26 protein-coding genes and 1 other RNA gene are annotated in these 22,738 nt (G+C 56.3%); 12 read left to right on the top strand and 15 right to left on the bottom strand.

The genetic code is table 11. The annotated features are described in order from the left end of the window. Nucleotides 1-2 precede the first annotated feature (2 nt). From GJA01_RS03595 to GJA01_RS03585, 3 genes are all read right to left on the bottom strand, one after another. A complete protein-coding gene (locus GJA01_RS03595; RefSeq protein WP_062504706.1) occupies nucleotides 3-908 on the bottom strand; it encodes a polyprenyl synthetase family protein in 906 nt (301 codons plus the stop codon). After that, entirely contained in the window at nucleotides 905-1,156 is a 252-nt protein-coding gene (locus tag GJA01_RS03590) for an exodeoxyribonuclease VII small subunit (protein WP_010501909.1), read from the bottom strand. Before GJA01_RS03590 ends, GJA01_RS03595 begins: the two co-directional genes overlap by 4 nt. Before the next feature lie 97 nt (nucleotides 1,157-1,253). Then, complete coding sequence (locus tag GJA01_RS03585; RefSeq protein WP_062023746.1) at nucleotides 1,254-1,508, bottom strand: sulfurtransferase TusA family protein; 255 nt, start codon at nucleotides 1,506-1,508, stop codon at nucleotides 1,254-1,256. A gap of 137 nt (nucleotides 1,509-1,645) precedes the next feature. Between GJA01_RS03585 and GJA01_RS03580 the strand changes: the two genes are divergently transcribed. After that, on the top strand, nucleotides 1,646-1,990 hold the full coding sequence (locus tag GJA01_RS03580; RefSeq protein WP_023942942.1) for a hypothetical protein: 345 nt from the start codon (nucleotides 1,646-1,648) through the stop codon (nucleotides 1,988-1,990). A gap of 12 nt (nucleotides 1,991-2,002) precedes the next feature. After that, on the top strand, nucleotides 2,003-2,482 hold the full coding sequence (locus tag GJA01_RS03575; RefSeq protein ID WP_062016611.1) for a hypothetical protein: 480 nt from the start codon (nucleotides 2,003-2,005) through the stop codon (nucleotides 2,480-2,482). 131 nt (nucleotides 2,483-2,613) lie between these two features. Here GJA01_RS03575 and GJA01_RS03570 read toward each other — a convergent pair whose 3' ends face one another. From GJA01_RS03570 to GJA01_RS03560, 3 genes are all read right to left on the bottom strand, one after another. After that, nucleotides 2,614-3,399 (bottom strand): hypothetical protein, encoded by a 786-nt coding sequence (locus GJA01_RS03570; RefSeq protein WP_062504708.1) that lies wholly within the window; start codon nucleotides 3,397-3,399, stop codon nucleotides 2,614-2,616. 51 nt (nucleotides 3,400-3,450) lie between these two features. Next, nucleotides 3,451-4,782: an NCS2 family permease gene (locus tag GJA01_RS03565; RefSeq protein ID WP_062016615.1), complete on the bottom strand. Its 1,332-nt coding sequence runs from the start codon at nucleotides 4,780-4,782 to the stop codon at nucleotides 3,451-3,453. Between the two features lie 83 nt (nucleotides 4,783-4,865). Beyond that, nucleotides 4,866-6,980 carry an AsmA family protein gene (locus GJA01_RS03560; protein ID WP_062504710.1) on the bottom strand — a complete coding sequence of 705 codons (2,115 nt, stop codon included), beginning with the start codon at nucleotides 6,978-6,980 and terminating at the stop codon, nucleotides 4,866-4,868. Between the two features lie 109 nt (nucleotides 6,981-7,089). On the opposite strand from GJA01_RS03560, the gene GJA01_RS03555 reads away from it, so the two are divergent. After that, nucleotides 7,090-7,620, top strand: a complete 531-nt coding sequence (locus GJA01_RS03555) for a biliverdin-producing heme oxygenase (protein WP_010501893.1) — start codon at nucleotides 7,090-7,092, stop codon at nucleotides 7,618-7,620. Here GJA01_RS03555 and GJA01_RS03550 read toward each other — a convergent pair. From GJA01_RS03550 to efp, 7 genes are all read right to left on the bottom strand, one after another. Next, nucleotides 7,610-9,019 (bottom strand): glycosyltransferase family 2 protein, encoded by a 1,410-nt coding sequence (locus GJA01_RS03550; RefSeq protein WP_062504712.1) that lies wholly within the window; start codon nucleotides 9,017-9,019, stop codon nucleotides 7,610-7,612. The genes GJA01_RS03555 and GJA01_RS03550 overlap by 11 nt on opposite strands. A 9-nt stretch (nucleotides 9,020-9,028) precedes the next feature. Continuing rightward, entirely contained in the window at nucleotides 9,029-10,831 is a 1,803-nt protein-coding gene (lepA, locus tag GJA01_RS03545) for a translation elongation factor 4 (RefSeq protein WP_062504733.1), read from the bottom strand. Nucleotides 10,832-10,915: 84 nt separating this feature from the next. Then, nucleotides 10,916-11,917, bottom strand: coding sequence for a peptidoglycan -binding protein (locus GJA01_RS03540; RefSeq protein WP_062504714.1), 1,002 nt, complete (start codon nucleotides 11,915-11,917; stop codon nucleotides 10,916-10,918). A 3-nt stretch (nucleotides 11,918-11,920) separates the two neighbouring features. Then, nucleotides 11,921-13,069, bottom strand: a complete 1,149-nt coding sequence (locus GJA01_RS03535; RefSeq protein ID WP_062504716.1) for a hypothetical protein — start codon at nucleotides 13,067-13,069, stop codon at nucleotides 11,921-11,923. 17 nt (nucleotides 13,070-13,086) lie between these two features. Then, entirely contained in the window at nucleotides 13,087-13,833 is a 747-nt protein-coding gene (locus tag GJA01_RS03530; RefSeq protein ID WP_174694499.1) for an OmpA family protein, read from the bottom strand. Between the two features lie 59 nt (nucleotides 13,834-13,892). Then, a complete protein-coding gene (locus GJA01_RS03525; RefSeq protein WP_062504718.1) occupies nucleotides 13,893-14,720 on the bottom strand; it encodes an inositol monophosphatase family protein in 828 nt (275 codons plus the stop codon). A gap of 2 nt (nucleotides 14,721-14,722) precedes the next feature. Beyond that, complete coding sequence (gene efp, locus GJA01_RS03520) at nucleotides 14,723-15,289, bottom strand: elongation factor P (RefSeq protein ID WP_023942929.1); 567 nt, start codon at nucleotides 15,287-15,289, stop codon at nucleotides 14,723-14,725. 215 nt (nucleotides 15,290-15,504) lie between these two features. Here efp and GJA01_RS03515 point away from each other — a divergent pair, with 215 nt between their 5' ends. Further along, nucleotides 15,505-15,819, top strand: coding sequence for a carboxymuconolactone decarboxylase family protein (locus GJA01_RS03515; RefSeq protein WP_010501876.1), 315 nt, complete (start codon nucleotides 15,505-15,507; stop codon nucleotides 15,817-15,819). A 49-nt stretch (nucleotides 15,820-15,868) separates the two neighbouring features. Here the strand turns inward: GJA01_RS03515 and GJA01_RS03510 are convergent, their stop codons facing one another. Further along, nucleotides 15,869-16,915: a lysine-2,3-aminomutase-like protein gene (locus GJA01_RS03510; protein ID WP_062504720.1), complete on the bottom strand. Its 1,047-nt coding sequence runs from the start codon at nucleotides 16,913-16,915 to the stop codon at nucleotides 15,869-15,871. 51 nt (nucleotides 16,916-16,966) lie between these two features. Between GJA01_RS03510 and epmA the strand changes: the two genes are divergently transcribed. The 3 genes from epmA (at nucleotide 16,967) to GJA01_RS03495 (ending at nucleotide 19,274) form a co-directional block, all read left to right on the top strand. After that, complete coding sequence (epmA, locus tag GJA01_RS03505; RefSeq protein WP_253783358.1) at nucleotides 16,967-17,962, top strand: EF-P lysine aminoacylase EpmA; 996 nt, start codon at nucleotides 16,967-16,969, stop codon at nucleotides 17,960-17,962. Between the two features lie 107 nt (nucleotides 17,963-18,069). Beyond that, nucleotides 18,070-18,486 carry a hypothetical protein gene (locus GJA01_RS03500; RefSeq protein ID WP_099282268.1) on the top strand — a complete coding sequence of 139 codons (417 nt, stop codon included), beginning with the start codon at nucleotides 18,070-18,072 and terminating at the stop codon, nucleotides 18,484-18,486. A 137-nt stretch (nucleotides 18,487-18,623) separates the two neighbouring features. After that, nucleotides 18,624-19,274, top strand: a complete 651-nt coding sequence (locus GJA01_RS03495) for a fasciclin domain-containing protein (protein WP_253783049.1) — start codon at nucleotides 18,624-18,626, stop codon at nucleotides 19,272-19,274. 18 nt (nucleotides 19,275-19,292) lie between these two features. Here the strand turns inward: GJA01_RS03495 and GJA01_RS03490 are convergent, their stop codons facing one another. Beyond that, a complete protein-coding gene (locus tag GJA01_RS03490; RefSeq protein WP_062502419.1) occupies nucleotides 19,293-19,871 on the bottom strand; it encodes a thiamine phosphate synthase in 579 nt (192 codons plus the stop codon). A gap of 450 nt (nucleotides 19,872-20,321) precedes the next feature. On the opposite strand from GJA01_RS03490, the gene GJA01_RS03480 reads away from it, so the two are divergent. The 5 genes from GJA01_RS03480 (at nucleotide 20,322) to GJA01_RS03460 (ending at nucleotide 22,507) form a co-directional block, all read left to right on the top strand. After that, on the top strand, nucleotides 20,322-20,567 hold the full coding sequence (locus GJA01_RS03480) for a hypothetical protein (RefSeq protein WP_010501865.1): 246 nt from the start codon (nucleotides 20,322-20,324) through the stop codon (nucleotides 20,565-20,567). Nucleotides 20,568-20,570: 3 nt separating this feature from the next. After that, on the top strand, nucleotides 20,571-20,915 hold the full coding sequence (locus GJA01_RS03475; RefSeq protein ID WP_010501864.1) for a cell division protein ZapA: 345 nt from the start codon (nucleotides 20,571-20,573) through the stop codon (nucleotides 20,913-20,915). Between the two features lie 48 nt (nucleotides 20,916-20,963). After that, nucleotides 20,964-21,120, top strand: a non-coding RNA gene (ssrS, locus tag GJA01_RS03470) — 6S RNA. Then, on the top strand, nucleotides 21,107-21,688 hold the full coding sequence (locus GJA01_RS03465; protein ID WP_062502418.1) for a 5-formyltetrahydrofolate cyclo-ligase: 582 nt from the start codon (nucleotides 21,107-21,109) through the stop codon (nucleotides 21,686-21,688). Before ssrS ends, GJA01_RS03465 begins: the two co-directional genes overlap by 14 nt. Nucleotides 21,689-21,691: 3 nt before the next feature. Continuing rightward, nucleotides 21,692-22,507, top strand: coding sequence for a TIGR00282 family metallophosphoesterase (locus tag GJA01_RS03460; RefSeq protein WP_062502417.1), 816 nt, complete (start codon nucleotides 21,692-21,694; stop codon nucleotides 22,505-22,507). The last annotated feature ends 231 nt before the right edge of the window (nucleotides 22,508-22,738 follow it).

The following is a 22,738-nucleotide window of genomic DNA, read 5'->3' as shown; positions in this document are numbered from 1 at the left end:
AATCAGTTCCTGCGCTCGACGACGTAGTCTGCAAGGGCCCTGAGGGCTGCGGCCTGTGCGCCGAAAGATGAAAGGGCCTCCCGGGCCTGATCGCTCAGGCGGCGGGCCTCGGCGCGGGCTCCGTCAATGCCGAGCAGGGAGACATAGGTTGATTTTCCGCTGGCTTCATCCTTGCCAGCAGTCTTGCCGAGTTCCTCGGCGCTTGCGGTCGTGTCCAGAACATCGTCAGCGACCTGAAAAGCCGTTCCAAGATCACGACCATAAGCGACGATGGCGTCCCGGCGTTCATCGTTCACACCAGCCAGAATGGCGCCAGACTCGGCTGCGTATCGGATCAGGGCGCCTGTCTTCAGAGCGTGAAGGCGGCGGACGTCGTTCAGCGGCAGGGCGCGGCCTTCACCGCGAATATCCACGACCTGACCACCGACCATGCCGGCCGCGCCGGAAGCACGGGCCAGAGCGAGGGCCAGATTGGCGCGGATTGTGGCATCCGGGCTGGTTTCAGGTTCAACGAGGATTTCGAACGCGCGTGTCTGGAGGGCATCGCCCGCAAGAATTGCAATCGCTTCGTCAAACTGGCGGTGCGTTGAGGGCTGTCCGCGGCGCAGATCATCGTCATCCATGGAAGGGAGATCGTCATGCACCAGCGAGTAGGCGTGCAGCATCTCGACGGACGCCGCAACGCGCAGTGCGGCCCGACGATCCGCTCCAAACAGGGAAGCAACTTCTACGGCCAGAAAGCCGCGCAGACGCTTGCCGCCGCCGAGGGAGGCGTAGCGCATGGCTTCGAGAAGAACGGATTCGTCACCCGGGACCATTGGGAGCAGAGCGTCGATTGTCGCTTCAATATCCGTGCAGGCGTGGGCGAGAGCCTCCTTGAGGGAGGTGGACGTGGTGGTGGCACTCATCGGCCGGTCTCTCCGGTATCGGCAAGAGGCTCCGTGCCTGTGCTGCCGTCATCGTTCTGCACGATGGCACGCACACGCATTTCGGCCTCTCCCAGCTTTGCATCACAGTGTTTGCGCAGGGCAGCACCGCGTTCATAGGCTGAAATGGCGTCTTCAAGCTTCATCTGTCCGCCCTCAAGGCCACGGACGATCCGCTCCAGCTCGGAGAGAGCCTCTTCGAAAGACATGGCATCAATAGGTTCGGGCATGGAAAGCCTCAGGACATGTTTTGGAAACAAGGTAGCGAGGGATTACAGCCAGATGACAGCTTTTGCCAGCCCTGTGCATGGGAACGGGGGAGTTTCCTCAGGAGGGTTGCGTTTCTGCACGCCTGCGGATGACGAAGGACAGGACGCCTGCGCTTTCGGTAAAGGCGACGAGGGCATGTCCTGTTTCACGGCAGTAGGACTGGAAATCTGCCACCGAGGCGCGATCTGTCGCCAGAATGCGAAGGCGTGCGCCGGGCGTCATGTCGCGGAGCGCACGGTTCGCCTTGAGAACAGGCATGGGGCAGGCGAGACCGCGCAGGTCCAGCAGGGTCTCCGTCGGAGGTAATGTCATGGTGTCCGTTATGCCTCGGCATGGATCGCGGGCCAAGAGATCGTTTTTCCGTTGCTGGAATGTGAGGATTTTTCTATATTTGTGGCTTAATGCCACAAAGCGTCCTTCGGGGCGCTTTTTCTGTTTTTGGAGAATGTATGGAAAAGCAGGTGTGCGAGAGCCCATCGGTTTCTGAGGGAAATGAGCGCCGCGCCTATACGTTGCGGGTTCTGGAAGACCGGGTTCTGCGGTTGGAAACCGTGGCTGGAGGATTGTCTGATCGGTATGAGCAACTGCGGACAGAAATGCGTCAGGAGATCAGTTCTCTTCGTAACCAGATGAAATCTCTTGAGACCAAGATGGATGACGGTAACAGGATTGTGAATGGAAAATTGGACCGTCTGATCGGTGGACGTGCGGTTCTGACGGCTCTTGTGACATTGGCGACATCTATTCTTGGCACAGGAATGGTGCATTTTGCCCTGTCCCTGAGTACGCATTGAGGGGGCGGTATCATGACTGGACTTGATGTTGCTCAACTCAAGCATTGTGTCGTTGACCCCACACTGACGGGTCTTGGACTCGGAGGAGCAGCGGCTGTTAACCTCCTGACTGGAACGGCACTTGCAGAAAGTCGAGGCATGTATCTGAAGCAGGTCGGCGGAGGCCCTGCGCTTGGATTGTGGCAAATGGAACCAGCAACACATGACGATTGCTGGAACAACTTTCTCCGTTTCCCAGTGGGAAAACGTCTTGGTTGTCTTCTGGAGGAGATGCTGGCGCCGGATCTGCCCCGTAGCGCCCAGATGATTACAAACCTGCGATATGCCTGCGCGATGGCTCGTATTCGTTTTTATCGCGTGAAGGAGGCTCTGCCGGGTGCGAATGACCCTTATGCCCTCAGTCGCTATCATAAGGTGCATTATAATACGGTTCTGGGCGCGGCTGACCCTGGCGCGAATGCCGTCTATTTCAAGGCGGCATTGCAGGCATAGAAGAATGAGCGATGCCGGGGACTTGTATGCATCACGCTCCCGACACCGCAGACCTGACCTTAAACCGCCTTATTATGACAGAATAGTGGCGTCGCTTATGCGGAAGGGTTTTATTTGATTGGTTTTTATAATTATCTGATGAGTGGCAATATTCGGTTTGCAGGATTTCCACAAAAGGTTGCCGGACCAGTGTGAGAAAGAATCAGTCCACGGTGAATCCAGACTGTTCCGCCAATATCGATCCATCTGCGACAAAAGGCATAATCTTCGGAAAGATAGGTTCGGGTTTCTGGTTCGATCATACAATCGAAGAGAGCGAATGCGTCTGTTTGTTCATGGATAAATGGGCTGTGGTCTCCGCTCTGTTGAGCATCAATCCGTCTATAGCGGCTCTCTGGATAGGCAGCGGTCATGCGTTGAATGGTCGCGCGGGTTAATAAAAGGAAGCCTGTTCCAACATAAGAGACCTGCGCCACATCATCTGAAGGCGTTTTTTCTTCATAAAGAGCCGCACAATCTCCAACATAGCGGAGACTGGCAGTTTCGGGGGGTTCGCCCGATGCGAGAAATCGCTCCGTGTTCTTATCCCAGTAATGGGATTTGAGGGGATATATGCCCCCGATAACAGGTTTGTCAGCGGCCAGGAGGGCCTGAATATCCGAAAATGAAAAACCGATATCGCTGTCGATAAAAAGCAAATGGCTTGCATCTGTCATGGTGATGAACTGATGCAGAAGCGTATTTCTGGCTCTGGTAATCAGCGCATCGCTTCCCAGCGTTGAGAGCGTCAGGCGGATATTCTGGGAGGCGGCTTCTGCCATGCAGCCGATGACGGACTGCATGTAGGACTGGGTAACAGATCCGCCGAAGCAGGGTGTTGCGATAAAAATATGGGGGCTGGCACTCATGCTGCGCATGTTGGGCCAGCCCTTCTTAAAAAAGGCTTAAAGTGAAACCGATTAAAGTCCTTAGCTGCCCATATGGCTCTGAAGAACCATGTAGAAAAGAAATGCGGCATCAAGGCCAAGAACGATCGGTGTCAGACGTTTGAAGTCCCGAAGGGCGAGCGCCAGTCCGGTATAAAGGAGCAGACCACAGGACAGGCTGAGCATGAAATTGCCGGTCACGCCTGCGATGAGCAGCATCGTCAAAGGTGGAATGGCATCGGACGGATTGTCTGCAACGCGATGCAGGCTTCCGAGCATGTTCAGCCCCACCAGAACCAGAACAGGCGCTGTTGCGATTGCTGGAATGGCAGTAATCAGTGGCCAGAAAACAGACGATACAGCGAACAGAAGCGCCACAACCAGTGCGCTCAGCCCTGTACGGCCACCGGCTTCCACGCCAGCCAGACTTTCTACATATGCCGAAACCGTACAGGTCCCGAGGCTGGCACCAATGATGCTGGCAGCACCATCAGAGGCAAAAGCGCGATGATCCAGCGCTGGCTTCTCCGGTGTTCCATCCAGTCCTGCGCGGTGAGCCACGCTCATCATAGTGGCCGTTGCATCAAAAAAATCGCTGATGAGGAAGTAAAGCGTGATGGGGATGAGCAGGCCAAGATGGGAAAAGAAACCAGCAAAATCAAAAGGCAGGAAGAGATTGGTGGGATAATGCGGCCAGTCCACAGCATGCGCAGGCAGAGTTGTGATCGTACCCTTGTCCGTATGGATGAAAAGACCCGCAATCGTCAGGGTTGAAATTGCCAGAAGCAGCCCGGCTGGAACACGCAGGACGACCAGAACCGCACAGAGAAGCACGCCCGCCATACTGAGGAGGACTGATGGATCGCTTAGGGAACCGAAGGTCAGACCCTGTGCAGTAGGGACGGCAATACCACCGGTCGTCAGACCAATACGGGCGATGAATGCGCCAAGTGCGACTTGGATGCCCAGAACGATTGAGGGCGGAAAACCACGGATGATGCGCTGTCTGATCTGGCTGAGAGAGAGCGCTGTGAAGCAGAGGCCGCTGAACAGGACAACAGTAAAGGCTGTACGTGGGCTGACATGCGCCTGCTGAACCACAACCTGTGCAAACAGCACGTTGCTGCTCATGGCGGGAGCCAGCGCAATGGGTAGCCGCGCCCAGAGCGCCATCAGCAACGTGCCAGCGACCGCTCCGGCGATGGTCGTCATGACCATATCATGCCGGTCCAGCCCTGCGGCGGACAGGATGGAAGGATTGACGGCGACGATATAGGCCATGGCGCCAAAGACCGTCAGACCAGCAACGATCTCACGGGGTACGGTGGAGCCGCGGGCGGAAATATGAAACCAGCGGTCGAGTGTGGACAGCAACGATCAGGCACTCCGGCGGGAACGAACATTGTGCTCAGCTATAGTGAAAAATGCTCATTCCGCCATGGGGCCTTGATGTTTTTTCATTTCGGCTTCGATTTTTGTGCCCATGCTTTGCGTACCTGGGACGGTGTCAGGTGTTTTGTAGGCTTGCCTGTTTCGCTTTGTTTTTCAGGATGCGGCACGCTGCTGGCTCCTGCGCCTGTCGTTTCACCTGGTGCAATTCCAGCAGCCGGATTTGTGTTGGCTTCCTGAACTGCCCGCTCACACGCAGAGCCTTCTCCGACACCAAGCTGGATCGTCGGAATCAAAGCTGCGGGCGGGAACAGGACGCCAAGTCCTACAGAGGCAGCAACCCGGCCAATCAGTTCTGCTCCAGGCAAAATATTGGGGCTGCTAAGAGGGCCAAAAATGTGAACCGCGCCAGGTAGAGAGAGGATCTGTGGATGGATGGCGCGCGTGGTAACAGCGTAATCCAGCGTATCATTGTGGAAGTTGACTGTGCCTGTCCCGGTCGTACGGGTCGTTTCTGTTTGTAGCAGGAGGGACTTTGTTTTCAGGATACCGTTGTCCAGAGGCATGTCCGCCACGAGGCATTCCAGCTTGGATCGGTCCGGGATTCCAAGTGCGGAAAGAACGGCAGAGCCCAGTTTGAGGCCCAGAAGGTCGGGCAGAAGAGCCGTCACATCGCCACCGCGATCCAGTACCAGCGTGGTTCCGCCATCGCCATTGGCAACCAGAGACGCGACGGAATTGCCGGTTGATGTGAGTGTGATATGGCCGCCAATTGTCCCTTCACCCTTGAAGGTGTCCGTAGCCTTCATGATTCGGGATAGGGGCAGACGCGACACATCCAGACGGAATTTCGTTCGGAACTGTTCGTTTTTAGTCGGTTGCAGCGTTGCTGTTGCACTGATTTTTCCCGAACCCGTCGCAAAGGACAGATGCTTCAGATCAATAGCACCATCTTTGACTGCAAATTCCGTATCGATGTTGTCCAGAGGCCAATCTTTGTTGCGGATATGATCACCGTGATAGGTGACATGCGCATTGACGGCATTCAGCTTGGGAACATTGATTTTCTGGTCAGGTAGAACGCTGCGGCTGGGTGGAGCAGTCTTTTTTGCTTCGCCTGTTTTGGCACCAACGAACCCTCCCAGATCGGCCAGATCAACCGAATGGGAATGGAGTGCTGCTTCGACGAATGGGGGCTTGAGATGCGGGTTGACGTTGATGTCGCCGCCGATATCGGACGAGCCCATCCTGCCTTCAAATTTCTGGAAACGAATGGCGCTCTCGGAATAACCGAGATTACCCGTGATGCTGTAGGCAGGTGTATGCGGGATAGGTATGCCTGTCAGACCATAAAGCAAAGACATGTCCGGTCCTGCAAAGTGAAGTGCTAGCTTCGTGCCCTTGAAGTGCAGAGGATCATCAACCGTACCTTTCAGAGTGACATAAGTCGGACCATTCTCAATGCGCCCATCAATGGGATAAGGCTCTGCGGGTTGTGTCAGGGAGAGCAGGGCGCCTCCAACGATATGGCCATTAATTGGCGCTTGGGCGTAACGGCCCTTGAGATCCACAACAACATTACCCTTGGTGCCGTTCTGTGGTGGCGTTGTGTGAATCAAGACGTGCATGTCGGTCTTGAGCTGTGCGAGCGCCAGCCGGATATCGGCATTCTGAATATCAATTTCGCCAATGTCCGGTAGGGTCATGGGCTTTGATGGCGTTTGTGTTTGTGTCTTCTCAGTCGTGTCGCTGAAGCTATAGTTGTTCTGGCCGTTTATCCGGGAAACGATATCGCCCGTTGGCGTATCCATTCGAATGATTGGAATAAAAAGACCCCGTCCCGTCAGATAGCGCCAGACATCTACTTTGACTGTCAGGGATTTCGCAGATGCGAAATCTGCCTTTTCCTTTTCGAACCCTTCGGGTTGGGAAATCTTCAGATCATCGACCGTAACGCTGGTTCTAAGCCCCGGCGACACATGGAGATGAGCAATGCTGACCGGTCTATGGAGCGCATCAGAGGCTTTGCGATTGATAAGAGGGACAAACCAGTCCCACTGCCAGATCATGACCAGAATGAGGATGCCAAGGGCGAAGACCCCAAAGACACCACCGGTCGTCTTAAGGGCTAAGTGCCGACAACGATTGGTTGATCCGGGGGACGAAGATGTTTCATTCACCATTGTAATTCCCCATCACAAAAAATCTGGCAGGATTGAAAAGATGACTGCATTGGTATGAATACGATTTGCAGTCGGGCCAGTTTCGCTCGCAGGGAAAAGAGTACGGAAAATGCGTGAAGACGACCCTCTGACCAAGCTGCGTGAAGTCAGCCGCACCATTCACGAGCAGGTTGACAGAGCCTATTCGGGATTCAGTCTGTCAGATGCTGCTTCCTACACTGCGTTTCTACAGGCGCACGGACGTGTTTTGCCGCAGGTTGAAGCCTGGTTGAAAACGGTTGTGAAACTTCCATCCTGGCGCGAACGGACGGAGTATCTCCGAAGCGATCTTGTTGAATTGGGGCATGATCTTCCGGAGTGTCTGGACTGGCAGCCCCCTTCCGGGATCGGTGCTCCACTCGGGGTTTTGTATGTTCTGGAAGGATCCCGGCTTGGCGGTAAAATGCTGGCTGCCCAGGTTGGTGAAGGTTTGCCGCACACCTATCTTTCGGCAGGGCACGAAAAAGGCGGGTGGCCAGCTTTCCTCCAAACTTTGAGAGAACGTCTTCAGAATGCTGACGACAGTTACCGTCAGTCAGTCATGGATGGCGTGACGTCAGCGTTCGACCTTTTCCGGAGGGCTGCAACTCTCAGGGGATAGGTGGCGCGCATTTGCCGGGGCGAATGTTGCGGGGAACAAGGCCTGGAAATGCTTCAGACAGCCGCTCTGCTTCGTCGGGTGGAAGCATTGCAATGGCGCATCCCAAAGCGGTTGCGTCTGGAGTGGGCAATCTTTCAAGCCCGCGCAAAAGCGCGGCAAGAGTGTGCCCACCCTGACAGAGGACCGTGAGTGCGGTGATGCGACTGGAAAGCTCTGCAGAGGGCATCTGTTTGACGAGTGCTTGGTCGGGTATTGGGAGTGCCACGTCCTGACCCGTCAGAGGAGACACAATGAGACGTTTCTCGGGATCGAGTTTGAGGGGAACGATCGGGAGAAGGCATGGGGATTGTTCCACATCCAGACAGGATACGGAACAGAGGCGCTCTGTAATGAGATATGCCGGGTGAGGAGCGGGAGCACTTGTTTCGATCATCAGCAGCAAACGGACATAGCGTGCAGCGTCAAGAGCCGTGGTCTCAAGTGTAACGAGGTCTTCAGTATCCAGATCCAGTGCGAGTTGAGTTGTTTGCCCAAGCGCATAGAACTTGAAGTCAGGGAAAAAGACGTCTTCGTGCTCAAAAAGAACTGAGGAATTCAATCCCAGTTTGGCAAATGCATCCTCATCATTGCGGACGACCATCTGCCGGAGCTGCCAGTAAAGATCCGTCAGACCAGCCTGAACAATGGAAGCTGCAAATTGACGTGTTTGCCGAAGCCACCGTTGAGCAGATGTGTCCAACACGTCATTTCGATTGAAATGGTTCCATGCATCTTCCGGCGTGGCGCTTGAGTGACGGTTTAGAAAGCTGCGCCGGTCGCCTGCTGCATAATGCAGAATGCGGGCCCGAGACCAGTTTGGTGCAAAGTTCAGGCGGGAGAGTGGATCTGGAACTGGTCCTTCATAATCCTCTGACCGTACAAGTGTTCGGATTACACGATGATCTGCTGTTTCCAGCGGCGCGTGTCGAGTGAAAGCCTGCATCGGCGCAAACGGAGAGGGCTCTTCATGTCCGTTGGACCCGAAAAGGCACCAATGAACAGGTTGAGTATTGTCTGTCGCGGATGAAAGAAAATCTTCGAGAGAGGCGCTTTCCTCAAAGTGCAGATATTCGTCTGCAGCGAGAATCATCATCCAGTCAAAGGCGCTTCTACCGTCACGGAGTGCTTTCTCCTGAAACGCGTTCTGTCGCTCCAGGCGATCAGGAATACGGGCGTCTGAGCGATGAAGGCGAATATCGTGGAAAGAAGCTGCACTGGAAAGAACCGTCCATGTGCCATCTGTAGAATGGTCATCACAGATGATCAGTGTCGAAAAACCAATCGCTCTGTGATGACTGATCCACCAGCCAATGTTGTCGACCTCGTTATGGACGAACAGAACAGCGGCTGTTTTTAACATAAAGCAGAATCAATCCATTTTAAGTGCGGCAAGGAAGGCGCTTTGTGGAATTTCGACCTTACCAAACTGTCGCATCCGTTTCTTGCCTTCTTTCTGCTTGTCCAGCAGTTTGCGCTTACGGGAGATGTCTCCGCCATAGCACTTTGCGGTCACGTCTTTAGACAAGGCGCCAATAGTCTCACGCGCAATAACCTTGGAGCCAATGGCGGCCTGAATGGCAATCTTGAAGAGCTGCTTTGGGATCAGATCCTTGAGCTTGCCACAGATGGCGCGACCACGGGTTTCAGCAACCGTGCGATGCGCTACGAACGCCAGCGCATCGACCGGCTCATGGTTCACGAGAATGGAGATGCGAACCAGATCGCTCTCCTCATAACCATCGACCTGATAATCGAACGACGCATACCCGCGGGTGAGGGACTTCAGACGATCATAGAAGTCGAACACCACTTCGTTCAGTGGCAGACGATAGACCGCCATGGCACGATTGCCGACATAGGTGAGATCGACCTGAATACCGCGACGCTCGGAGCAGAGCGTGAGTACGGAACCCAGATACTCGTCCTGCACCATGATTGTGGCCTTGATCCAAGGCTCTTCAATGGTCTCGATCAGGGCTGGGTCCGGCATGTCAGCCGGATTGTGGAGTTCTTCCTTCGTGCCGTTCGTCAGAGTCATGCGATAGACGACGGACGGCGCAGTGGCGATCAGATCCAGATTGAACTCGCGGGACAGACGCTCCTGAATGATTTCCAGATGCAGCAGTCCTAGGAATCCACAACGGAAACCGAAGCCAAGAGCCGCAGAGCTTTCTGCTTCGAAGTGGAACGATGCGTCATTCAGGCGCAGCTTGCCCAAACTATCACGCAGCTTCTCGAAATCGTCCGCGTCAATCGGGAACAGGCCACACCACACGACCGGGATGGAAGGCTTGAAGCCAGGAAGGATCTTTTCTGCCGGCTTGCGATCAAGGGTAATGGTGTCACCAACGGCAACGTCCGCCACCGTTTTGATGGCAGCATTGATGAAGCCCATCTCGCCCGGACCAAGCTCATCCACATTCGTCATGCGTGGCAGGAACACACCGACCTGATCAACGTGATAGGTCGAGCCAGCCTGCATCATGCGAATACGATCACCACGCTTGACGGTACCGTTCATGACACGGATCAGGATGATGACGCCGAGATACGGGTCGTACCAGCTATCAACCAGCAGGGCCTGCAGAGGCGCATCGCGGTCACCCTTTGGTGCCGGAAGGCGCTCGACGAGAGCTTCCAGTACGCCTTCGATGTTAATGCCGGTCTTGGCGCTGATTTCCACGGCGTCATCAGCAGGGATGCCGATGACTTCTTCAATCTGTGCCCGGACGCGTTCCGGCTCTGCGGCTGGAAGGTCGATCTTGTTCAGGACGGGAACGATTTCGTGGTTGGCGTCGATGGCCTGATAGACGTTGGCCAGCGTCTGCGCTTCCACGCCCTGTGAGGCATCCACGACCAGCAGCGAGCCTTCACAGGCCGCCAGTGAACGGCTGACTTCATAAGCGAAGTCGACATGGCCCGGGGTGTCCATGAGGTTCAGCGTGTAAACCTTGCCGTTCTTGGCCGGATAGGTGAGGCGGACGGTCTGCGCCTTGATGGTGATGCCGCGCTCCTGCTCCAGCTCCATCGAATCGAGGACCTGGGCTTTCATCTCACGCTCGGTAAGTGCGCCACAGGCCTGAATCAGCCTGTCGGCAAGTGTGGACTTGCCATGGTCGATATGCGCGATGATCGAGAAATTGCGGATGAGGGAGAGCGGGGTGTCGGTCATGGCAGGGTACATACGGGATTCTGGCAGGAATGTCAGCAGACCTGCGGGGAAACCTGCCTTTTTCCAAAGGCAGGTCAAAAGGGATCAGCGATCCGTAAGACGGAACTCGATCCTGCGGTTGCGGGCGTATGCCGCTGGAGTGTTGGCCGCGTCAAGCGGCTGGTAGTCAGCAAAGCCGGTCGCAGCCAGATGCCGGGGGTCAACGCCTTCCGAGATCAGAAGCTTCACGACTGTAATGGCGCGCTCGGACGACAGTTCCCAGTTGCTCGGAAAAGCACTGTGGATCGGCTGTTTGTCGGCATGGCCATCGATGCGCAGAATCCACGGAATATCAGTCGGAATCGTTGAGGAAACCTGCTTGAACGTCTTGGCCAGCGTCGTGATTTCCTTTTTGCCTTCTGCCGTCAGATCAGCGCTCCCCTGAGGGAACAGAATTTCGGACTGGAAGACAAAACGGTCTCCAACAACATTCACGCCCTTCTGGTTCTTCAGAATATCCCGCAGGCGCCCAAAGAATTCCGAACGATAGCGTTTGAGCTGGTTCACCTTGTCTGCTAGGGCGATGTTCAGCTTGTTGCCAAGATCCTGAATCTGGACGTCTTTCGCGGTTTCGTTTTTCTTCTCAATATCGAGGGCATTACTGATGGCCTGAAGCTGGCGCGTCAGTTCCTCGATCTGCGCCTGAAGGTCTGAAATCTTGCTGTTCTGCTGCTGGCTTGCGCTATCAGCAGAAGCAAGGGCCTGATCCTTCGACTGGAGCTGACCGTTCAGAAGAGCCATTTGTCCGGCCAGGGCCTTCAGTTGGTCTTCATTCTTCTGCTTGTCATTGGCCAGACTGGCGACGGTCGCATTCAGGGATTTGTTCTTGTCCTCCGTCATGGAGAGCATGTGCGACAGCTCGGCCAACTGCTTTTGCAAGTCATCCAGCGTATGTTCACGCCGCATCAGGGAGACGGACAGAAACTGCTGGCCTACAACAAAAACCAGCAGAACGAATGTCACGACCATCAGCAGCGTAGACAGGGCGTCCACATAGCCGGGCCATGCATCCAGGGCGTTATTGGGTCCGCGTCTGCGCCGGGCCATGGGTCAGTCCTGCCTGCTGGAAGTGCCAGTCGTGCTACCAGACGCTGCTGCGATGGTCCGCGCCAGAACCCGAAGATCGTTGCGGATTTCGCCAACGGTCTGAGCACGGCCCTGATGCAGTTCTTCCACGAGGCGGGAAAGATGGCTCTCAATGCGCAGCAAGGGCGTGCCCTGTGAGCCCGGCTGGCCTTCCTCGCCCATCTGGCGCAGGAGCGGAACGAGCGCGGCGTTGGTTTCTGCCGTCCGCGCCATGATCTGCTGGTTGGCTTTCAGTAGTTCGGTCATGCCGCGAAGGCGTTCCTGCAAGCTGTCCAGAAGCTGCACTTCACGAACACGACCTTCCTCACTGCGGGAAAGCGCGTTCTGAAGCGTTTCCAGATTTTCAGCCGTCTGCTCAAGGAGTGCCTGAACATAAGCCGGGATTGGCGCGCCATCGCTGTCGATGCTTGTACCGCTACTCACCCGGGTCAGACCGGCGAGCCACTCTTCAAGTTCATTGAAGAACCGTGTCTGTGCCTGACCAGCAGTCAGATCCAGAAAACCGAGAACCAGTGCGCCAGCAAGGCCGAACATTGAACCAGAAAACGCCGTGGACATACCAGCAAGCGGACCAGCCAGACCCGTTTTAAGCTGGTTGAACATCGCGTCCAGATCGCCATTCCCAGCCGACATTCCGCCGATCACCGAGGCAATTGAACTGACGGTCAGCAGCAGGCCGTAGAATGTTCCCAGAAGACCAAGGAAAATCAGAAGCTGCGTCATGTAGCGCGAGATTTCGCGGCTTTCATCCAGACGGGACGACAGGCTGTCGAGCATGGCCTGTGTCGTCTGGGTGGAGAGCGTCAGGCGGTCCGTCCGGCTGCGGGCGGCTAACATGCTTGCCATGGGGGCAAGTAGTTTCGGCGGATTGGGGGTGCCCAGACCCGTCCGGGGCTGGCGAAGAAGCTCTACCCACTGGACTTCAGGCATAAGCCGCTGAACGACTCTCAGATTCCAGATGATGCCCAGAATTAGAACGCCAAGAATGACAGCATCCAGTTTCGGGTTGGCGTTGAAGGCATTCAGGAGGGTCTTCGCCATCGACGCTGCAAGAAGTGCAACGACGACAATGAAGATACCCATACGCAGAAGGAAGGTGGTGGGACGGGTCACGGCGGGTCTTTCCTGGCTTATGGCGTGCCGCTTGCCGGGGTTGCGGATTCGGAAGGCTGGGGATTGCTCTCGGTCACAATATCCAGACGGTCAGCCGGACTTGCGTCGCCCTTGTCGGGACGTCCCATGGCGCGCGGATAGAGGCGGGTGGTCGCGACGCCTGCCTTGATGAAAATGGAGCGTATTGTCAGCGCGCGCGCAAGGGAAATGCGGCGTGGCATCGAAATGTCATCTCCCGGCAGCGTCGCATAGGCCGTCAGGATGATGCGTTTCTCTGGCTGATCCTTGAGGGTGTTTGCGTAGGCCTCAACGGATTTCAGGCTTTCATCGTTCAGATCAGAACTTTCCGGCGAAAACAGAACGCGCATTCCGCCGCCTTCAAGTGTTTCCGTACGGGTTTTGGCGTCCGCAACCGGCTTGATGTCTGCGGGGGGCACGGGGGCGTGCGTCTGAATGGGAACGAACGGAGGGGGCAGCACAACAGGCGGCGGCGGTGCAGGCGGCACTCCCGGCACGCTTGCTTTTGCGGGTGCGGATGCCTTCACTGAAGAGGCAGGAGCAGTCGCGGCAGATGGTTTGGATGTTTGGGGGGCTGCCGCTGCGTGATGTGCGGGGCGGGGCGGGGCTGCCGGTTTTGCAACGGCGACCGGTTTGCCCTGAGGCAGATCATCCAGATTGCTGGAAACCTGAGCATGTGCCCCGGAGGGCTGAAGGCAGGCCAGAGCGGCCGCCACTGAGAGGGAGGTTAGGATCGGCCTGTACATATGGCGTGATCCTAACCGAGCGGTCCATCCTCCCGCAATGGGGCGGGAGCGACTTCTGCTTACTCCCGGTTCAGGGCTTCGTGGACGATGGTGCGCAATGTGCCATGAAGCTGGGCGTTACCGGCGACAACATTGACGTCATCATCAAGGTCATGAAGTTCCTTGCCGTCCGGGTCGGTGGCATGGCCCCCGGCTTCACGTACGATCAGCAGGCCAGCAGCACAATCCCAAGGCTTGATCCCGAATTCCCAGTAGCCCTCGTAACGGCCAGCGGCGACCCATGCGAGATCGAGGGCGGCGGCGCCGAAGCGACGGATGCCCGCAACCTGCGGCATGAGTGCGCCCAGAACACGGGCAAACGGGAGACGCTGGCTGCACGGAACCTTCGCAAACGGGATGCCGGTCGCGAACACGGCTTCCTGCATGTTCCGGCGTGCGGAGACACGAAGGCGACGCTCGTTCACGAACGCACCGATGCCCTTCTCGGCCCAGAACATCTCGTTGGCGGCTGGGTTGTAAACCAGTCCACAGACCATTTCGACGCTTCCGTCAGGAAGGCGACGCTGGAGACCGATGGAAATGGCCCAGTGCGGAATACCGTGCAGGAAGTTCGTCGTGCCATCCAGAGGGTCGACGATCCAGCGCCAGGTCCAGTTATCCCCGCCCGAAGCGCCTGTTTCTTCCATGAGGAAGGCATAGCCTGGCCGTGCGCGGGCGAGTTCTTCGCGGATGATGGTTTCTGCACGCAGGTCGGCCTGGGACACGAAGTCTCCCGGACCCTTGATGCTGACCTGAAGCTGCTCGACCTCTGCAAAATCGCGGAGCAGACGGCGGGCTGCCTTCTGCGCTGCATTCTGCATGACGGCCATGTGCGGGGAAAGACGCATGATCAGTCCTTGGCGCGCTCGACGTAAGACGCATCATCCGTACGGACAACAATGCGCTCGCCAGCTTCAATGAAAGGAGGAACCATCGTCTTGACGCCGTTGGACAGGACAGCAGGCTTATAGGACGAGGAGGCTGTCTGGCCCTTTACGACCGGATCGGCTTCCGTGATTTCGAGCGTGACGTGCGGCGGCAGTTCAACGCCAACCGGGTCGCCCTCAACCAGCTTCACGTTCAGGGGCATGTTGTCCTGAAGGAATGCGAACTGGTCGCCGAAAATGTCCTGGGGCAGAATCAGCTGCTCAAAGGTTTCCGGGTCCATCAGGACGACGTTGTCACCGTCCATGTAGGAATAGGTGTAGTCCTTGTCTTCCGTCATCAGACGCTCGACGCTGTCAGCCGTTCTCCAGCGCTCGTTCGTCTTGTTGCCGGTGTTCAGGTCGCGCATTTCGACCTGAATGAAGGCGCCACCCTTACCCGGGGTGATGATCTGCTGCTTGAGAACCGTCCAGCGGCGACCATCATGCTCGATGACCTGGCCTGCGCGGATAAGGTTGGCTTGTTGCTTCATGGTGTGTCCTGACCCTGCAATGGTGGGGTTTTTATCACGTCTTGTGGGCTTCTAGCGCCGCAGAGGGGAGGTCGGCAAGGCACAAGGCGGCTTCATTGAACGGAATGGCTCAGGAAAGTGTGAAGTGTTGCCCTCTTGGGGCACGTCCTGGACACGTTCATGGTACTGACCGGACCCTGTCGTGCAGGCGGGGCATGCAACTGGAGGCTCCCTCTATGTACGACATGAAGAATCTTTCCCGTATTCCACACTTGGAAGCCAATGCCAGCGAAGGCATGGACGCGTTCTGGAAGTTTGACCGTGCGGCTTTTGAAGACGGGGCTGTCAGCGCCTTGACTAAACAGCTTGCTGCCGTGGCCGTCGCTCTGACGACACAATGCCCTTACTGTATTGAACTGCATGGCAAGGCAGCACGGGATGCTGGGGCGACGGATGCCCAGCTTGCAGAAATTGCTCTCGTGGCTGCAGCAATTCGTGCGGGTGGAGCTGTTACACACGCCACGCATCTGTTTCCAAAGAGCGAAGGCTGAAAGTCTTGGACCGGACGGAGGTATATTCCGTCCGGTTCCGACACGCGTCTCATGTAAAGGACGCAATTTCTCCCTTCGGAGAGCGAACTTTTCCATCATTCCCGGCCACCAGATAGTCTGGCCCAAGCGGCACTTTTCCTTTGCCTCCCGGAATGTCGAGGACATAAGTGGGCCAGGCCAGGCCGGTGACCCGCCCACGCAGACGGGCGAGCAGGGCCCGTCCTTCCTCAACGGGAACATGGAAATGACTGGTGCCAGGAGCTGCATCCAGATGATGCAGGTAATAGGGTTTGACCCGTGCCGTCACCAGCGCCCGAAGCAGCGCTTCAAGAGACTCTTCCGTATCATTCACGCCGCGCAGCAGAACGGACTGGGAGAGGACGGGTATAGCACGCTCCAGAATGGACCGAATGGCGGTGCGGGCTTCGGCGGTCATTTCCCGTGCATGATTGATGTGTGCGACGACCCACATGGCGCGATCCGTTTCCATGGCGTCGAGCAGTTCCGGCGTGATGCGGGCAGGGTCGGCTACTGGGACGCGCGAGTGAATACGGATCGTCTCAATATGGGGAATGGCCGATAGCGACTGAACGATATGGTTCAGCCGTCTGGGCGCCAGCATGAGCGGATCGCCACCCGTCAGAATGATTTCACGGATGGCTGGGTGGGTTCTGACCCAATCCAGAGCCTGTTCAAGCTCGGTGTCGTTCAGCAATCCACCATCCGGGCCAACATGCTCCCGCCGGAAACAGAAACGGCAATAGAGCGGGCAGATCAGCAGAGGCTTGAGGAGCGCACGATCTTTATAACGATGCACGATTCCCTTGATAGGAGAGAGCGCATCGTCTCCGATCGGATCAAGGGTTTCGTAAGGCTGTGTGGAGAGCTCTCGTGCATCCGGAATGACCTGCCGACCAATCGGATCGTCCGGTGCTTCGATCAGGGCCTGAAACGCAGGCGGGATCGCCGTCGCGAACTGACTGGCGACAGCATCCAGCGTGTTGCGCGCAGCTTCGGGGGCGAGACCGGCTTGAATCAGATCGGACGGCGTACGCAGGACGCGCCGCTTCGGAGAGGTCTTGACCGTATCATGCATGTGGTGGCTCTAACGCTGGCTGGCCGTGTGTTGCAACAGGAACTCGCTTCGATGACCCATTCTTCCTCCGATCCGGACAGGATTGCCGAACGTCTCCCGCTTTTGCGCCGCCGGGCCCAGATGGTGCAGGCAACGCGGAAATTCTTCGATGAGCGGGGATATTTGGACGTCGATACACCTTATGCGGTGCCAGTGCCTGGAGAAGAGGTTCATCTCCGGTGTTTTCGGACTGAACTGGAACACTCGGATGGCTCGCGCGAGGCGCGTTTCCTGCATACCAGTCCCGAATTTGCCATGAAGCGGATCATTGCAGCGACTGGCATGCCCATTTTTCAGCTCGCGCGGGTCTGGAGAAATGGGGAAGCCAGCGCGACGCATGTTCCAGAGTTTACCATGCTGGAATGGTACGCGCCGGGCGCTGATCTTGACGCGCTGATGGACGAAACCGAGGCCTTCGTACGCACGCTTCTGCCGGATCAGGTTTACCGTGATGGTGTTCTGATTCCCGTGACGGAGCCCTTTGAGCGTCTGACGATGCAGGATGCTTTTGCGCGTTATGTGGGAGCAGATCTGTTGGGAACGGCAGGGGACGCTGACGCGCTTGCCGATCAGGCAAACGCCGTTCTGCGAGATGGAGAAAACTGGGAAGACCTGTTTTTCCGTCTTCTTCTCGAGCGTGTCGAGCCAGTGATCGGGCGCGAACGGCCGACTTTCCTGACGCACTGGCCTGCAGAACAGGCGGCTCTTGCGCGCAAAGACCCTTCGGATGCACGGGCGGCTTTACGGTTCGAGCTTTATATTGGTGGCATCGAACTGGCGAATGCGTTTGAGGAACTGACGGACCCTGTGGAGCAGCGTCAGCGCTTTGAAGCAGATCGTCAGAAACGTCTGGAATTTTCGCCGGATCAGGACTGGCCGCTTGATGAAGCTTTTTTGACGGCCTTGCCAGATATGCCATCATGTTCCGGTATTGCACTGGGATTTGATCGGCTGGTTCTGCTCGCAACAGGGGCGCCGAAAATCCGTGACATTTTGTGGTTAAGCTAGCCGTTTTGAAACTTGCAGGAGTTTTAATCCGTTTCTGAGACCAAACGGGCTAGAACATCGTGCTGAAGACTATATCTGCGCTGCTCATCCAGCGGGGGACAAAGAAAATGAAAAAGGCAAAACTGCTTTCCGTCGTCGCACTTCTGGCTCTGTCTGCCTGTGAGGTGCCTACCCTCCAGCAGCGTCAGGTTCTCGACGGCATGGTTGGCAAAACGGAAGTAGACGTTGTGCGCCAGTTCGGTGTGCCGACCAGAAGCTACCAGACAGAGGGCCATTCCTTCCTCGCCTATATCGAGAACCAGACCCAGTATTCCGGCGGTGGCGGCTGGGGCTGGGGTGGCTGGGGCGGCGGTTGGGGTGGACCCGGCTGGGGCGGTGGCTGGGGAGGCTGGGGCGGACCCGGTTGGGGTGGCGGCTGGGGCGGCGGTTTCCCCTCCACCTATTACAACACCAGCTGTCAGACGACTTTCGAACTCGTGAGTGGCCATGTCGTCGGATGGACCATGCGCGGGGATGGGTGCTGAAATCGTTTTCCTGGTCTATGGTCGCATCCTCTTCAGTAAGATGGTGTGACCAAGACATGCAGGTGCGATTCGGGTTTCCTTTTCTCTTCAGTAGCAAGTCCAGAACTTCAGGTCTGAAGCTGGGAGGAGGCCTTGCCTTGGGTCTTGCCCTTGCTGGCTGTCATGGAACGGACTGGTCGCACAATTATCAGGACAGCTTCGAGACGCCTGCCAGCACGTCCATGTCCTATATGCCCGATACCGTCGCAAAGGCGTTTGTCGAGCCCAAGAACAACGAACCCAGCACACAAGTCGCCTATTACCGTCCCGCAACACCCTCCTATGATGACCGCCCTCTGGACGAGAACATTGGCGCTTCCGTCGAACTGGCAAATTATATGGCTGGCCTCAGGGCTACCGGATTGGTCCCATGGATTACGGGACCGGGCCCTATTACGGTCTTCGCCATTCCCAACGAAGCCATGGAAAAACTTTCCAGCCGTTGGTCGGGAGGCCTTATGACTCCTGCCATGCGCGGACAACTTACCCATATTCTGGGATATACGATTGTTTCGGGTCGTTGGGATGAGAAGACTATCCGTAAGACCATTGCTCGCCGTCATGGGCAGGGGATTGGTCTGAAAACGCTTTATGGAGATATTCTGAGCGTTCACATCGAACCACAGACGGGCGCTATTCTGCTGAACAACCCTGCAGGTCAGACAACGCGTCTGTGGGGGCAGTCTTTCCCGCAATCAAACGGCGTTCTGTATTTCACACAGGATGCCCTGATCCCTGTTTCCCGCTGAAGAAACAGGGAGGCTCGATCAGCCCTGAAGTCTGGCGAGAAGGCTGGAGAACAGCGTCTCGTCAGTTCCATCAAGTTTGAGCGGTATTGCAAGAAAATCTGCTGAAGCTGTTGTTGCAGTGGCGGCTTCGTCAACTGTCTGAATATTTTCTGCCACGGCAGGGAGTTCCATGACAGACGTCCACCACCGGATCATGTCTGCGTGCTCCACAGCGAAGGCAATGTAATCGGCTCCGCTTTCTCCAGCCAGCATGGCTTCATCGCGGCTCTGGCATAAGCATCCGATCTGGATATCGTCGCCAGCAAGTTTGCGAAGGGTTGGCAGGCTGTCTGCTGAAGGAGCATGCAACCCGTCCGCAACTTTCATAAGATCGGCGGAAAGAGCGGAAAACCCGTCCGGTACATCAAGCATCAAGGCAACATCATTGTCATGCAGAAGTGCCAACACTCTTGAAAACTGCGCTTTGTCCAGCGTGTGCTTTATCGGAAAGCGCAGGGCGGTGACTTCTGGATGCGCCAGAAGCGCAGGCAGAATGTCAAAGAGGGCGTCTGCCTCAAAGCTGGCTGGCAGAACAGGGTACAGGTCGCAGGGTATCATAAGGGTGAGTGTCGCAGATTCAGGAGGTTCAGGCTAGCGGGGCCAGGGTGTAGCTTGTGGTCTGGCCGTAAGAATACGTCGTCTATGGAGCTCGTCCGAAGAGAGGGCTGTCAATTGCCGAGGCGAGGCCTTGCAGACGACCCATCCGATTCCAGCAAGAAGTGCAATGCGAGCGAGCGCGGCCGATGCCCCGCAATCCAGAATAGATGCTGAACGCTCGTCCCCAACAACCTGTAACCACCAGGGGACTCCGAAACTATTGCCGGCTCCCATCGGGGACATAGCGAGGAACGGGAAAGGATGGCGTATCTTCAGGTCTGTCATGTCACCATGGCAGGAAATGACAAAGACCGGCTTCATCAAAGGCTGAGAGGTGCTTGACCTGATGAGGGGTTCAGGTCTTTCCTGAGAGGGTAGACCAGTGGAACAGGTGTCGGTCATTTCATCGGCATGTCATGGCAGGAACGGGAAGAGCGCGTTTTGAGCGAGCAGGCAGGATATCTGCAGGACGATAAGACTATTGATCGTCTTGAGGAAGCAATGGCGCGGATTTCCAGTGCAATGGAACAGCAGGCCCGAGCCCGTGAAGAGCGTGAGCGGGAAGCCCGTTCTGCTCCTGATCTTCCTGAAATTGCTGCAAACATCGACGCACTCTGTGTTCGTATCCGTGGCATTCTAGAGCGGAAAGGGGAATAACACATGGCGCAGGTCTCCATCCGTCTGAACGGATATGTCTACAGTGTCGGCTGTCAGGATGGTGAAGAACATCATCTTTATGCGATGGCACGACAGGTCGAAAGCTGGCTACAACGCGCCCGGACGCTGGGGGGCGCTGCCAGTGAATCCAAGACGCTCATGATGGCGGCGTTGCTCATGGCGGATGAGATCTTCGAGCTCAAGCGCCGTCCTCTTCCAGATGACATGCTGGCAACGGTTGAGGAAGCGAAAGCAGCGCTGCGTATTGCTGAAGCCCGTCAGGAACGTCTGGCTCAACTGGCGCAGCGGGCTGAGGAACTTGCGGGCGTACTCGAAACTTCCGAGTGATTTTTGCGATTGCCGTTGAATATCTTCCGGCACTGTCTAATATGTAATGCGGAGCTGCCTGGTGCGTCAGGCAAATCAACCCCCGGGCCGATAAGCATTCCTACGGGAACTGGCTCTGTCGTGGCCCTGGTCACGTTAACCGGTGCCCACCTGCACTTGCAGGTCTAGGAGGGCTGAAAAGACCAACGGCTTTGGCGGCTCCACAGATTTCCGAAATCGATCTTCAGAAGAAAGAACTCCGTCGGCAGATGGCCGAACGGAGGAATGCTGCGTCCAGAGATATGGAAGCAGCGCTTCTGCATCGCCTGCATAACGTCATAGAAGCGCAGAGTGCTTCCGTTATCGCGGCTGTCTGGCCTTTGCCGGGAGAAATCGACCTTAGGCCTCTTTGCTTTCAACTTCTGAAAGCAGGTCGCCGGATAGGGTTCCCGGAAACGCCCCCAAAAGGACATCCGCTCCTCTTTCGCGAATGGAAAGAGAGCGTTCCTATGTGCGAGGGTCGCTTTGGGACGTCCTATCCGGACGGCCCGGAGGTTATTCCTGACCTTGTTCTGGTTCCATTTCTCGCATTTGATCGAACTGGTTACCGGTTGGGCTATGGAGGCGGTTACTACGACCGCACTCTTGCCAAGTTGAAGATACCCGCAATCGGCTACGGGTTTTCCATTCAGGAAATGGAAGCCCTTCCAGCGGGACCATACGATATTCCCCTGTCTGTCATCGTCACCGAGAAAGAGACGATCAAGACAGGTTTCCATAACTCGAAAGGCTGACTGTTGAGATTTCTGTTTCTGGGTGACGTTGTAGGTCGTAGCGGACGTGAGGCGATTACCCGCAATTTGCCGGAGTGGCGCAAGAAGCTGGCTCTGGATCTTGTGGTCGTGAATGGCGAGAACGCTTCACACGGTTATGGTCTGTCCCCGGATATCGCGAGAAATCTCATGTCTGCTGGTGTGGATGTCATCACACTGGGGAACCACGCCTGGGATCGCCGGGACATGATCGGGCATATTAATCAGATGCCCAACATTGTTCGGCCTATTAACTATCCCGCCGGTACGCCGGGGCAGGGGAGTTATATTATCGATCTAGAGCGGGGACGTCGTGCGCTCGTCATCAATGTGATGGGGCGCATCTTCATGGATCCCCTGGATGACCCGTTTCGCGTTGTGAGTGAACTCCTCTCACGACATCGGCTCGGTATGACCGTGAATGCGATTATCATTGATATCCATGCAGAAGCCACCAGCGAGAAAATGGGCTTCGGCCAGTATTTTGACGGTCGGGTGTCTCTTGTTGTTGGGACGCACACACATGTTCCAACGGCTGATCACCGTATTCTACCAAAGGGCACAGCGTATCAGACGGATGCCGGGATGTGCGGTGACTACGACAGCGTGATCGGGATGGGAAAAGAAGCGGCTCTCCACAAGCTGGTCCGGAAAATCCCTGGAGAGCGGCCGCAGCCAGCGGAAGGGGAGGCGACAGTCTGTGGTCTTCTGGTGGAAACAAATGATGCCACTGGACTGGCCACAAAGGTGGCTCCCCTGAGAATGGGAGGTCATCTGGCGCCTAATTGGCCGGATTTTTGAGCGGGGAGAAAGATTTTTAAGAAAAAATGCAGGAAAAGGAAGTTTTTTCAGGGCTCTAAACAGATGAAAAATGTGGATTTCTCGTTTTTTCTCTTGTTTTCCGCCATCCATTCTGTGGATAACTCGTTTATGATGATTGTTTGACAGTGTGAGTTGGTCCCCGTATAAGCCCGTTCACCGACGCGGCGGGGCCTTCTTCGAGGGTCTGGCCGGGACGGTTAGAGACTGTGA

The organism is Gluconobacter japonicus, assembly GCF_002723975.1.
In the GTDB taxonomy this organism is placed as follows: domain Bacteria; phylum Pseudomonadota; class Alphaproteobacteria; order Acetobacterales; family Acetobacteraceae; genus Gluconobacter; species Gluconobacter japonicus.
This window is presented reverse-complemented; position numbering and strand designations above follow the sequence as displayed.